This window comes from Pigmentiphaga litoralis (assembly GCF_014651835.1).
In the GTDB taxonomy this organism is placed as follows: domain Bacteria; phylum Pseudomonadota; class Gammaproteobacteria; order Burkholderiales; family Burkholderiaceae_B; genus Pigmentiphaga; species Pigmentiphaga litoralis.
Window position 1 is genome coordinate 913,602 of sequence record NZ_BMXQ01000001.1, and the last position, 13,136, is coordinate 926,737.

Annotated in this window: 11 protein-coding genes; 4 read left to right on the forward strand and 7 right to left on the reverse strand. The window is 63.4% G+C overall.

All coding sequences use genetic code 11. The features are described from left to right. The 5 genes from IE116_RS03950 to IE116_RS03970 are packed head-to-tail and all read right to left on the reverse strand — an operon-like array spanning position 1 to position 5,648. Positions 1-279, reverse strand: coding sequence for a K+/H+ antiporter subunit F (locus IE116_RS03950; protein WP_189609954.1), 279 nt, complete (start codon positions 277-279; stop codon positions 1-3). Further along, positions 276-767 (reverse strand): Na+/H+ antiporter subunit E, encoded by a 492-nt coding sequence (locus IE116_RS03955; RefSeq protein WP_189609956.1) that lies wholly within the window; start codon positions 765-767, stop codon positions 276-278. Before IE116_RS03955 ends, IE116_RS03950 begins: the two co-directional genes overlap by 4 nt. After that, entirely contained in the window at positions 764-2,410 is a 1,647-nt protein-coding gene (locus IE116_RS03960) for a monovalent cation/H+ antiporter subunit D (RefSeq protein WP_229827992.1), read from the reverse strand. The genes IE116_RS03955 and IE116_RS03960 overlap by 4 nt, the downstream gene beginning before the upstream one ends. Next, entirely contained in the window at positions 2,410-2,751 is a 342-nt protein-coding gene (locus tag IE116_RS03965) for a Na+/H+ antiporter subunit C (RefSeq protein WP_189609960.1), read from the reverse strand. Before IE116_RS03965 ends, IE116_RS03960 begins: the two co-directional genes overlap by 1 nt. Continuing rightward, positions 2,751-5,648 (reverse strand): monovalent cation/H+ antiporter subunit A, encoded by a 2,898-nt coding sequence (locus IE116_RS03970; protein WP_189609962.1) that lies wholly within the window; start codon positions 5,646-5,648, stop codon positions 2,751-2,753. The genes IE116_RS03965 and IE116_RS03970 overlap by 1 nt, the downstream gene beginning before the upstream one ends. A gap of 497 nt (positions 5,649-6,145) precedes the next feature. On the opposite strand from IE116_RS03970, the gene IE116_RS03975 reads away from it, so the two are divergent. The 4 genes from IE116_RS03975 (at position 6,146) to IE116_RS03990 (ending at position 9,920) form a co-directional block, all read left to right on the forward strand. Beyond that, on the forward strand, positions 6,146-7,750 hold the full coding sequence (locus tag IE116_RS03975; RefSeq protein WP_189609964.1) for an ABC-F family ATPase: 1,605 nt from the start codon (positions 6,146-6,148) through the stop codon (positions 7,748-7,750). A gap of 296 nt (positions 7,751-8,046) precedes the next feature. After that, positions 8,047-8,736: a substrate-binding domain-containing protein gene (locus tag IE116_RS03980; RefSeq protein WP_189609966.1), complete on the forward strand. Its 690-nt coding sequence runs from the start codon at positions 8,047-8,049 to the stop codon at positions 8,734-8,736. Continuing rightward, positions 8,733-8,948: a SlyX family protein gene (locus tag IE116_RS03985; RefSeq protein WP_189609968.1), complete on the forward strand. Its 216-nt coding sequence runs from the start codon at positions 8,733-8,735 to the stop codon at positions 8,946-8,948. The genes IE116_RS03980 and IE116_RS03985 overlap by 4 nt, the downstream gene beginning before the upstream one ends. 282 nt (positions 8,949-9,230) lie before the next feature. After that, the gene (locus tag IE116_RS03990) at positions 9,231-9,920 is read left to right on the forward strand and encodes an MAPEG family protein (protein ID WP_229827993.1); all 690 of its coding nucleotides are present in this window, start codon (positions 9,231-9,233) and stop codon (positions 9,918-9,920) included. Between the two features lie 20 nt (positions 9,921-9,940). Here the strand turns inward: IE116_RS03990 and IE116_RS03995 are convergent, their stop codons facing one another. Next, the gene (locus tag IE116_RS03995; protein ID WP_189609970.1) at positions 9,941-11,443 is read right to left on the reverse strand and encodes an MDR family MFS transporter; all 1,503 of its coding nucleotides are present in this window, start codon (positions 11,441-11,443) and stop codon (positions 9,941-9,943) included. A gap of 208 nt (positions 11,444-11,651) precedes the next feature. Next, positions 11,652-13,130, reverse strand: coding sequence for a cryptochrome/photolyase family protein (locus IE116_RS04000; RefSeq protein ID WP_189609971.1), 1,479 nt, complete (start codon positions 13,128-13,130; stop codon positions 11,652-11,654). Positions 13,131-13,136: the final 6 nt, after the last annotated feature.

Sequence of the window (13,136 nt, forward strand, 5' to 3'; positions counted from 1 at the left end):
TCATTCCACCACCTCCCCGCGCAACAGAAACTTCGCCATGGCCACCGAACTGACGAAGCCGAGCAAAGCAATGAACAGTGCTGCTTCAAAGTAGAGCGTGTCCGCGAAGCGGATGCCGAGCACCAGCAGCAGCAACATCGCGTTGATATACAGCGTGTCCAGCGCCAGGACGCGGTCCTGCGCCGCTGGTCCACGAAGGACCCGCAAAGTGGCAAACGCCATGGCAAGCGAGAAACACACCGCCGCGAATAGCGTGGCCGCGCCTAGAATCGAGTTCATTGAAAGATCTCCATGAGCGGTTTTTCGTAGTGGTCCTTGATGGTGCTGATCGACGTGGCTTCGTCGGTCAGGTCCAGGACGTGCACGATGAGGATCTTGCGATCCTCGGAAAGCTCGGAAAATACCGTCCCGGGAACTGCGGTCAGGATGACCGCCAGGGCCGCCAGTCCGTGCGCGTCATGCAGGTCCAGAGGCACCTTGATGAAGCCCGCATTGCCGCGCCTGGCTTTGCTGGCAAGGATGATTCGTCCTACGGCGATGTTTGACTTGACGCTGTCGATCAGAATCGTCACGCACAGCCGGATGATCACGCCCGGACGTCGGACTCGGGCCCGCTCCGGGCGCAAACCTGCGGTCACCACGGGCAGGGCAATCGCCAGCACCCCGCCGAGCAGGACATGCCCGAGCGCAACCGTCTGATTCAGCAGCAACCAGGTGGCCAGAAGGAAAGCCGACATCAAGGGCGAGGGAAGCCAGCGCACTCTCATGGGGTGACCTCCGTGCGGGCAGGTTGGACCAGCCGCGACGAGAGCACGCTGCGGATGTAATGGTCGGGCGCATTCAGCGCTGCCGCGGTGGCATCCATGTAGCGCATGACGGGTTCAGCTCGCAGGGTGATGACGACGCACAGGATCAACAGCGCAGCGATCGGGAATGTCTCGATCACGCGAAGGCGTGGAACGGCACGGCCTGATGGCGCCCAGAACACCCTGATACCGGTACGCGTCAATGCAATGACGCCCGTCAGGCCCGTTCCAATCAGCAAGCCCAGCATCACCCATGCGGACGGTGTGATTTGAACGCTGGCGTCTGGCGTCAGGCCGGTCGGGTTCAATACATCGGTCAGCAGCGAGAACTTGGCGATGAAGCCCGACAGTGGAGGCATCCCCGTCAACAGCAGGGTGCAGGCGATGAAGCTGAGCCCGAGAAACGCCATCGCGGCCGGGATCGCAACGCCCACATTGGTGTGGTCGTTGTCGTCGTGATCGGTCGGCAGGTCCAGTCCGAAAGCTTCACGCGTGATCGCCAGCAGATCCGAACTGAAGGTCCGGCTGCGCTCCACGAGTTCGAGCAACAGGAAGAAAGCGGCCAGTGCGAGTGTCGAACTGAGCATGTAGAACAAAGCACTGCCGATGACGCCCACGCCGCCAAAACCGATAGCCGACAATAACGTTCCTGACGAGATGATCACGCTGTATCCGGCAACGCGCGCCAGATTCTGCGCGGCAAGCATGCCGACCCCGCCAAACGCCAGCGTCACCAGTCCGGTATACAGCAGCCAATCGTGTCCGAAGCCTGCGGAGTCCCCCGCGTGATCGCCGAAAAGCAGCAGTGACAATCGAAGCAGGACGTAGATGCCTACCTTGGTCATGATCGAAAAGATCGCCGCTACCGGAGGGCTTGCCGCCGCATAGGATGGGGGCAGCCAGAAGTTCATGGGCCAGGCGCCCCCCTTGATCAGGAAGGCCACGCCAAGAATCGCAGCCCCGGCTTCCAGCAGTGCGCGGTCGTTTGCTGCGATCTGCCCGATGCGCAGCGCCACATCCGCCATGTTCAACGAACCGGTAATGCCGTAAATGATGCTTACGCCAATCAGGAACAGCATCGACCCGGTCAGGTTGACGGCAACATAGTGAAGTCCAGCCTTGACCCGATCAGGTCCCGATCCGTGCAGGAGCAGACCATACGAGGCAGCGAGCAGAACCTCGAAGAACACGAAGAGATTGAACAGGTCGGCGGTCAGGAAGGCGCCGTTCAGCCCCATCAGTTGGAACTGGAAAAGAGCGTGAAAATGCACGCCCGCGCGCTGCCAGGCTGCGACGGAGAACATCAGGGAAGCCAGTCCCAGCACCGCCGTGATCAGCAGCATCAGGGCCGACAGGCGGTCCACGGCAAGCGCGATGCCGAATGGGGCCTGCCAGTCAGCCGGCAGGTACACAGCGACCGACAACACATCGCCGTCTGCCTGGCGCAGCAACAGGATTGCGATAACGAGCAGGGACAGCGTGGAGACGCCGTTCATGGCGGCCTTGATCCACGTGCGCCGCTCGCCCAGCAACAACATCGATGCACCGACCGCCATTGGCAACACAATCGGCAAAACAATAAGGTGATCCATCAAGGAGCGCATCAATCGACCTCTCTGCCGTCGACGTGGTCGGTACCGGTGAGCCCACGTGATGCAAGGAGTACGACCAGAAACAGCGCAGTCATGGCAAAGCCGATCACGATGGCCGTGAGGACGAGCGCCTGGGGCAGGGGGTCGGCGTAATGGCTCAGGCTCACCGGACGATCGCCTCCGATGATAGGCAGTTGATTGACGGACAACCGGCCCATCGAAAAGATGAACAGGTTGACAGCGTAAGAAATGAGAGACAGGCCCATGATGACCTGGAATGTTCGAGGCCGCAGAAGCAGCCATACCCCCGAGGCGGTCAGGACACCAATGGCGATGCTGATGATCAGTTCCATCATCGACTCCCTTCGGTTGCGGCCGAATGCTGGATGGCGCGGTGACTGCGGATGGATTGGTGGGCCAGCGCCGTCAGGATCAGCAGCGTTGCCCCGACAACCAGTGTGAACACACCCAGATCGAACAGAAATGCACTCGGCAGTGGCACTTCACCGATCCATGGCAGCACAGGATGTGCCGAGTGAGACGTCAGGAACGGGTAGCCGAACAACCAGGAACCTGCTCCCGTCAAGACAGCGAACAGCAAACCCATGCCTATCCATCGGCGAGGGTTGAGTTTCAGGTGGGCCTCGACCCACATCGTGCCGCCCACCATGTACTGGAGGATCAGGCCGACGGACATGACAAGGCCGGCGACGAAGCCGCCACCAGGCAGGTTATGGCCTCGATTGAAGAAATACAGCGCCAACAGGGCAATGACCGGCAACAGCATCCGCACCATGACGGCGGGAATGATCAAATGGCCTGATGCGGCGTCTGCTCCGTTTCCAACGCCCTGACGCTTGCCCTGGTGCAGTTGCTGGTGCGGCAGCGCAATGCTCTCGGGCGCTGGGCGAAAGCGCCGAAGCAGCGCATAGACCGTGAGCGCAACGACGCCGAGCACTGCAATTTCGCCCAAGGTATCGAATCCGCGGAAGTCCACCAGCAGCACATTCACCACGTTGGCACCGCCTCCGCCAGGAAGCGCGTTTTCGAGAAAGAACGTAGCAATGGAATCAGGATAGGGGCGCGTCAGCACCGCGTAGGCGAGCAGCGCGAGGCCGCTGCCCGCCGCGACCGCGATGGCGAAGTCGCGAAGGCGATGCAGCCAGGCGCTCACAGGTGTGCGGATGCCGAGTTCCTTCGGCTCCTTCCGTCGTGGCAGCCACCGCAATCCAAGGAGGATGAGGATGGTCGTCACGACCTCGACTGCCAATTGTGTCAAGGCCAGGTCTGGCGCAGATAACCAGGCAAAGGTCACGCACGTGATCAACCCTGCGCCACTGAGCAGAATGAGCGCTGCCAACCGGTGGTACTTGGCCTGGAACGCTGCGCCAATCGCGCAGGCAATGCCGATGACCCACATGAATGCAAAAAGCGGGTCAACTGCCGAGGGGCTCAGCGTGCCGTGCAGGTCACCGCTTCCGTACAGCGTGATGGTGCCGACGAGCAAGGCCATCAGCACGATGCACAGCAGTTGAGTCTGCAGCCCGCGAGTGCCCGGACCGCCGGTGAGTCGTTCAGCGAAGCCGGTCGACAGCGCCATGATGCGATCGAAGCTGCGCTTTCCACTAAGCCGATACAGCAGCGGAAGCCGCTCGACCGAGTTCAGGCGAAGCGTTTTCTGCAGCGTCATGTAAAGCAGCGTGCCGCCACCGAGCGCAACGAAACTCATGAGCAGGGGCAAAGTGAAGCCATGCCAGATCGCCAGGCTGTAAGACGGAACGTCGTCTCCCAGCACGGCGCGGGCGGCCGTGGCCAGGAAAGGCGCAATCGTATAGCTCGGGATGATGCCGACCAGCAGACACGCAAACGCCAGCAGTTCCGCCGGAAAACGCATCCAGCGCGGTGGTTCGTGGGGCGTGCGCGGCAAGTCCTTGGGCGGCGGACCGAAAAAGACGTCATGCATGAAGCGCAGCGAATACGCCACGCTGAAGGCGCCGGCCACCGTGGCCGCGATCGGCAGCGCGTACTTCATGCCGATGGCGTCGCCCACCACCACGGCCTCGGTAAAGAACATTTCTTTCGAGATGAAGCCGTTCAGCAGCGGGACGCCCGCCATGGCCGCGCTGGCCACCATGGCCAGCGTGGCCGTGACCGGCATCAAACGATACAGGCCGCTGAGCCGCCGGATGTCGCGGGTGCCGCTTTCATGGTCGATGATGCCCGCGGCCATGAACAACGAGGCCTTGAAGGTCGCGTGGTTCATGATGTGGAAGATCGCGGCCACCGTGGCCAGCGGGCTGCCCAGGCCCAGCAGCAAGGTGATCAGCCCCAGGTGGCTGATCGTGGAATAGGCCAGGAGGCCTTTCAGGTCCTGTTGAAAAATGGCCGCGTACGCGCCCAGCAGCAGCGTGCACAGACCCGCGCCGCCGATGATCCAGAACCATTCATTGGTACCTGCCAGAACAGGCCACAGCCGCACCAGGATGAATACGCCGGCTTTCACCATGGTGGCCGAATGCAGGTAGGCCGACACCGGCGTGGGCGCGGCCATGGCGTGCGGCAGCCAGAAATGGAAGGGAAATTGCGCACTTTTTGTCAGCGCGCCGATGGCGATCAGTACCAGCGCCACGGTGTATGAGGGATGCGTGCGGATCAGGTCGCCCGACGCCAGCACGACATCCAGGTCGTAACTGCCAACAATATGACCGAGCACCAGGATGCCCGCAAACAGACACAGGCCACCGGCCGCCGTCACGGTCAGCGCCATGCGCGCGCCCCGCCTGGCATCGGCGCGGTGATGCCAATACCCGATCAACAGGAAGGAAACCAGGCTGGTCAGTTCCCAGAACAACGCAAGCTGGATCAGGTTGCCCGACAGCACGATGCCGAGCATCGAGCCCATGAAGGCAAGAAAGAAGGAAAAGAAGCGCGGCACCGGATCTTCGGGCGACATGTAGTAGCGGGCATACAGCACCACCAGCAGGCCGATCGCCAGGATCATCAGACAGAAGACCCAGGCGAGGCCGTCCATGCGCAAGGAGAAATTCAGGCCCAGCGTGGGCAGCCATTCAGCTTCGTAGCGGACGATGCCGCCGTAGGAGACATCGGGGTAGAACATCGCCACCTGGACGGTGCCGATCAGGGCGATCAAGCCGGCAAGCCAGGCTTCCCGATTGCGGGCATTGGCGGGCAGAAGGCCCGCCAGAACACTGCCGATGAAGGGAAGGATGACAAGGGTCAATAGCGACATGTAGCGTGCTTCGCTCTTTGTAGTTGTGAATTGACGGAAGGCGGCGATGCCCGCCGTCTGGCGCGTACGTCCGGGCCCGACGCAGCACCGTGCTCGTCGCGCATGGAGGCGGCGGCGATGGAAGGGCGCATGGAGCAGACACGGAGGCGAGCGCGACACGGCAGGGCGAGGGCAGCACCCGGAGCGCGGCCTCCGGGGTACTGCCGCTGCCCAATGGTAACAAACCCGCCTGCCGTTCTTACCGGGCGACGCAAGTAAATGTGACAAAAACAGCCGGTGGTTCTGCGCCTAACACGCACGGATCGGTCGCTACCTGACTCAATCTTCTGACAAGTTGTCGCGAAAACGCTTCGTTGGCGTGATTTCGTCCTGCCCGGTGCATGCCTTGGGTATCGTGGCGCGCCAAGGCTTGATACACTATCAGGTTGATCGATCGCCGCGCGCTGCGCCGGCGATGTTTCCTGATCACACCGTCCTCCAGCGAGTCCATACCAGCCGTGATTTCTACCGCTAACCTAACCATCCAGTTCGGTCCCAAACCCCTGTTCGAAAACGTCTCGGTCAAATTCGGCGAAGGCAACCGATACGGGCTGATCGGCGCCAACGGCAGCGGCAAGTCGACGCTGATGAAAATCATCGGCGGTGACCTGGAGCCGACCGCAGGCAACGTGGCGCTGGAACCGAACACGCGTCTGGGCAAGCTGCGCCAGGACCAGTTCGCGTTTGAAGACATCCGCGTGCTGGACGTCGTGCTCATGGGCCACGAAGAAATGTGGCAGGCCATGACCGAACGGGATGCCATTTACGCGAATCCCGACGCGACCGACGACGACTACATGCATGCGGCCGAACTGGAAGCCAAGTTTGCCGAATACGACGGATACACCGCCGAGGCCCGCGCCGGCGAGCTGTTGCTGGGCCTGGAAATCCCGGTCGAACAGCATCAGCTGCCGATGCGCGAAATCGCGCCGGGCTGGAAGCTGCGTATCCTGCTGGCCCAGGCGCTGTTCTCGAGCCCGGACGTGCTGCTGCTGGACGAGCCGACCAACAACCTGGACATCAACACGATCCGCTGGGTCGAGAACGTGCTGAACGGCTACCAGTCGACGATGATCATCATCAGTCACGATCGCCACTTCCTGAACCAGGTCTGCACGCACATGGCCGACCTGGACTACCGCGAAGTCCGGATCTATCCGGGCAACTACGACGACTACATGCTGGCGTCGACCCAGGCACGCGAGCGCATCAGCGCCAGCAACAGCAAGGCCAAGGAACGGATTTCCGACCTGCAGGACTTCGTGCGCCGCTTCTCGGCCAACAAGTCCAAGGCCCGCCAGGCCACATCGCGCCTCAAGATGATCGACAAGATCAAGTCCGAGGCCGTCGAGGTCAAGCCGTCGTCGCGTCAGAACCCGTTCATCCGTTTCGAACCGCTCAAGGTCATGCACCGTCAGGCAGTTGAAATCGAGAACCTGCGCAAGTCGTATGACGACAAGGTCGTCATCAAGCCCTTCTCGGCCATGGTCGAAGCGGGCGAAAAGATCGCCATCATCGGCGCAAACGGCGTCGGCAAGACGACCCTGCTGCGCATGCTGGCCGGTGATCTGGAACCGAGCGGCGGCCGCCTGAAATGGTCCGACAACGCCAACCTGGGTTACATGGCCCAGGACGTGTCCGACCAGTTCCAGACCGACGACAACCTGTTCGACTGGATGGGCCGCTGGCGCCTGGGTGGCGAAGACGACCAGACCCTGCGTTCGATCCTGGGCCGTCTGCTGTTTTCGAGCGACGACATCGTCAAGACCGTGCCGGTGCTGTCGGGCGGTGAAAAGAACCGCATGATGTTCGGCAAGCTGATGCTGACGAAGAACAACGTGCTGCTGATGGACGAGCCGACCAACCACCTGGACATGGAATCGATCGAATCGCTGCAGTTTGCGCTTGAAAAATTCCAGGGCACGCTGCTGTTCGTGTCGCATGACCGGGAATTCGTCTCTGGCCTGGCCACGCGCGTGATCGAAATTCTGCCGTCGGGCGAAATCGTCGACTACCACGGTCCGTACGAGGAATACCTGGCCGAGCGCGGCATCGAGGATTGATGCCTGCGGGCTGTCGCGGGTCGGGTTGATCGCGATGAAGTGAATCGCACGGATGACGGGAACGCCCGGCCGGAGGTAGACGGCCGGGCGTTCTTGCGTTTGGGTTTTGCGCTCCGGGTTTTGGTCCTGCCTTTTGCATCTGCGCTCTGCCTTCCACGCTGCGCACTTTGCTCTCGTCTGGGCTCCGGCGTGTTGCGCGGCCGCCTCAGGCTGGCCTATGGTGTAATGCCGGGGCCCCGCCCGGCGGCGCCGTCAGGCCCGCGCAGCGCGCTCAACCGATCACACGAGGTGACTTCATGGCGACTCCCATCCGCATCCTTTCTTCCATGGCAACCAAGGCGCTGCTGGCCGACCTGGTGGCCCGCTACCCGGCCGCCGCCGAGGTCGACGTGGAGCTGGTCTCGGTCGGGGGTGTCGAAGCCGCGCGACGGGTGGAAGCGGGCGAGCCCATGGACATCGTGGTGCTGGCCGCCAGTGCGATCGACCAGTTGACCGGCAAAGGCTGCATCGTCGCCGGCAGCCGCGCCGATATCGTCAAGTCCGGCGTGGCGATTGCAGTTCGTGCTGGCGAACCGGCGGTGGACATCAGTTCGGAAGCCTCGGTCAAAGCGGCCATCCTGGCTGCCCGCACCATCGGCTATTCGACCGGCCCAAGCGGCGTGTACCTGGCCAAGCTGTTCGACCGCTGGGGCATCACCGAGCAGATCAAGGACCGCATCGTGCTGGCGCCACCGGGCGTGCCGGTCGGTGCCTTCATGGCCAAAGGTGAAGTCGACCTGGGTTTCCAGCAGCTGAGCGAACTGATGCCGATAGGAGGCATCACCATCCTGGGCCCCATGCCGGCTGCCATTCAGCTGATGACCACATTTTCGGGCGGTATCGCCGCCACCAGCAGCCAGCCCGACGCCGCGCGCGCCTTGCTCGACTACATGGTGTCGGCCGACACGGCGGGCATCAAGCACGACAATGGCATGGAGCCGGCGTGACCGACACGCAGGCCCTGGAACATCGACTGACCGAGCTCGAGATCAAGGCGAGTTTTACCGAAGACCTGCTGGACCAGTTGAACGAGACGATCGTGCGGCAACAGAAGCTGATCGAGCAGCTGGCGCGCGAAGTGGCGGATCTGCGGCAGCAGGTGCCGGAAGGCAGCGCGCCGTTTCGCAGCCTGCGGGACGAATTGCCGCCGCATTACTGACGACCCGAGCTGAAGGCCGAGGCGTCCGACCCGATCTGCCTCATCCGCCCTCAGGCGCCGACTGAGCCATCTGGTGGATCCGCTGCGCGCGCGTTTTGCGGTTTACTGACCAGGCTGTCAACTGCGAAACGCAGTCCGACGTCGCGCATCCCATGATCGCCTTCAGTACGGCATGTTCCGCACTCGACGACCCCCGGCGCGCGACCCGAGACAGCCCTCATTCACGCTGTGGCGGTCCGCTGGGTCCGCGACCCGGGCCCGCCGCGCAACGGAGTCGCCGCCTTGAGAACGACCGCCACGCCCCCGCGCCGGACTGCCACCTTGCGCCCGCCAATCGACCGCACGACGCCCATCGCCTCGCACCGCACCGTGCAACGTGGCGTGCTGCGCGGCATGGGCGTCGGCATGGCGATCACCTTGGTGCTGCTGGTCCTGATGATTGCCCTGGCGCCGCGAGCCTTGTTGCCCCTGATCGGGCCGACCGCATCGCTGGTCGCCGCGCTGCATTGGGCGCTGCTGCCCTTGCTGTGCCTGGCCGCCGTGATCGGTCTGATGGCGCGGCACCGCTTTTTTCATGCGGAAGATATCGATGGCAGTGGGCTGGCCGGTGGCGGGCTGACCGGCGCCGGTGCGACTGCCAGCCGGGGCATGACGGGTGGCAGCTGGACCATCCGTATCTATCAGGCGATCTTGCAGAACACCCTGGAGCAGGTGGTCCTGGCCATCCCGACCTACCTGATCTGGGCGGTCACGCTGCCGAGGCAGTGGCAGGCCGCGGTGCCAGCGGCCGCCATCCTGTTCGTCGTGGGCCGAGTGTTGTTCTGGCGCGGCTATTCGGGCGGCGCGCCATCGCGGTCGCTGGGTTTTGCGCTGACCTTTTACCCCACGCTGGTCCTGGCCCTGGTTGCGGCAGTCGCCGCGCTGATCGGGTTGGGGACCCCGAGCGTCGGGCTGGGTATCCCCAACCCTTAATGGCTTGATGGCTTAGTGGCTCAGTGGGCGGCGTTCGACGCCGCATCGGCCGGCGCCTTGGCCCGGGCCCGCGATTCCGCCAGGGGCACTGGCGGAATCAGCAGCATCAGCACCACGACCAGCACGGACACCACCAGCATCGCGTAAAAGGTGATGTGCAAGGACTGGTGCATGGCCTGCTGCACCGGCCCGCTGGTGGCCGCCGCGCCAGCTGAGTTTTCGAGCACCTGCTTGAGCTGCTCGGACGTCACCGCGGCGATCCCCGAGGTATGGGCCAGACCGTAGTTGAAGACGGCGCCCAGCAGGGTGGCCCCCATCGTGCTGCCCAGGTTCCGCGCAAACAGGTTGGAACCCGTTGCCGCACCGCGCTCGTTCGGCTCGACGATCTCCTGGACCAGCACCAGCGAGCACACGCCCATGAAGCCCATCCCGAAGCCGATCACGAGCGAACCAAATCCTGCCAGAAGCGCACTGCTATCAGGCTTCAGGAAAATGAACACGAACACGCCCATCGGCACCAGCAGGCTGCCGATGATGAGCATGCGGCGCAGTCCGTAACGCGGGAACATGCGGGCAGCGATCACCGAACCGACCGGCCACCCCAGCATCACCATGGTCAGCGCAAGGCCCGCAACCACCGGCGTGCGGTGCATGACGCCCTGAACATACATGGGCAGGAAGGTGGTCAGGCCCATGATGCACATGCTGCCAAAGACCATGGCGCCGTTGACCGCGGCGATCGGACGGCGGCCCCACAGCGAGAACGAAATCATGGGGTCGGCTGCCCGCCGCTCCTGCAACAGGAAAAGCCCCAGAAAAATGACAAACGCGCCCGCCGCGCTCCACGCGCGCACGTGGTCGGTCGTGCCAGCATCGGTCAGGGCGATCATGGCGGCCGCGACAGTCGCAGTGAAGAGCGCCGCGCCCAGGAAGTCGATCGAGCTTTCCTTGCGTTTCGGTGTCTCGTGCAGGTACTTGATGAAGCCCCAGGCCGCCGCGATGCCGACCGGGATGTTCATCCAGAAAATCCACGCCCACGACAGTCTGTGAATGATCAGCGCGCCCACCATCGGGCCCAGCACGGCAGAAATCGCCCATACGCTGGCCAGCCAGCCCTGCACCTTGCCGCGTTCCCGCCCCGGGAAGAGGTCGGCAATGATGGTCATCACCACCGGCTGTATCGCGCCGGCGCCCACGCCCTGGATAAGACGAAAGACGATCATGGACGTCATCGACCAGGCGTATCCCGCCAGGATGGACCCGATCAGGAAGACGGCAATGCCGAACAGCACCATGGGCTTGCGGCCGTATAGGTCGGACAGCTTGCCGAACACCACGGTCATGGCGGTCTGCGTCAGCAGGAAGGAGGCAAACACCCAGCTGTAGTAGCGCAGCTCGCCAAGGTCGGCGGCAATCTGGGGCATGGCCGTGGCGACGATCGTCGCCTCGATCGCAATCATGCTCATTGACGCCATGATGGCAGCGACGACTAACGGGCGGGACGTAGTGGGGGTCTGGGACACGGGAGGGGGCACGGGAAGGGCTGACGACGGGGGAGGGGCGGACGGCGCAACCGGCGACGCGGCGGGCGCCCCGGCCAGCGGCCGGAAGTGCCGCCGCATAGTGTAATTCACGGCTTACGGTAGAGCAGGGGCGCAGGCCCTGCATGCCGTCCGGCCAGGGCGATGCGCCACGCGCCACGCAGAGTGCAGTGCGGCCCGACTGCTGCGCCTAGGCGGACGATTCCTTGTCGGGCACGCCCTTGCTGGCCCGCGCTGCCTTGAACAGGTTCAGCGCCTTGAGGCGGCGTTCGTCATGGTCCACGACCGGCTTTGGGTAGTGCTTGCCCAGCTCGATGCCGAACTCGGCCAGCTTGGCGGTGTGTTCCCACGGCGCATGCAGATATTTGCCGGGCACGTCCTTGAACACAGGCAGAAACCGTTTGATGAACTCGCCGTCGGGGTCGTAACGTTCGCTCTGGCGCGATGGGCTGAAGATCCGGAAGTAGGGCTGGGGATCGCACCCGGTCGACGCCGCCCACTGCCAGCCCCCGTTGTTGGCCGCCTGGTCGTAGTCGATGAGCGCCAGGGCGAAGTAGGCCTCGCCCTTACGGTAGTCCACGAGCAAGTCCTTGGTCAGGAACGACGCCGTCACCATCCGCAGCCGATTGTGCATGTACCCCGTGCTATTGATCTGATGCATGGCGGCGTCCACCAGCGGGTAACCGGTCTGGCCATCGCACCACGCCTGGAACAGGCCCTCGTCGTTTTCCCACTGAAGGGCTGTGTACTCTTCACGGTAGGGGCCGTCCACGGCCGTCGGATGGTGATACAGGAACTGGAAGTAGAAGTCGCGCCACACCAGCTCGCTCAGCCAGGTTTCGGCGCCTTCCCGCGCTGCGCCCTTGCTGCCTTCAATGGCCTGCAACGACGCCCGCACGAGGTGGCGCACTGACAGCAGCCCGAAGCGGTTGTACACCGACAGGTAGGACGTTCCGGGTACGGCCGGCAGGTCGCGCGACTGCTTGTAGCCGTCGATCACCTTGGCCACGAAGCGGTCCAGCCGCTTGGCGGCGCCTTCCGGCGTGGGTTCCGGGTGCGGGTCCTTGCTAGACAGCGCTTCGAATCCCAGGGCTTCCAGCGTAGGCATCTTGCCGCCGTCCACCTTCTTGAGCGACTGCAGATGGTCCTTGCTTGGCGCCTCGGCATAGTGCTCGGGCTTGAGCGCCTTGCGCCACGCGTTCTTGTACGGCGTGAACACGGTGTAGGGCCGGCCCTGCTTGGTCAGGATCTCGCTGCTGCCGAAGATCACGGTGTCCTTGAACAGGCGCAGCGGAATACCCATGGCGTCCAGGGCCTCGATCACCGCCGCATCGCGCTCGTGCGCGTCAGGCTCGTAATCTTCGTTCGTGAATACCGCCGACGCGCCAAATTCCTGCACCAGCGCCGGAATGGCTTCGCGGCCGCGGGCATGCCGGACGACCAGGTCCGATCCGGCTGCCTGCAGCGCTGCCTTCAGTTCTGCAATGGCGCCATGCAGGAATGCCACCCGCCGGTCGTGCCTGGGCAGTTCGTCAAGAATGTCCTTGTCGAAGATGAACACGGGAACGACCGCGTCGTTTTGCGACAAAGCCTGGAACAGGCCGACATTGTCGGCGAGCCGCAGGTCGCGGCGGAACCAGAATAGCGCCAGCGGGGGTGAAGAAGCCATGACCGT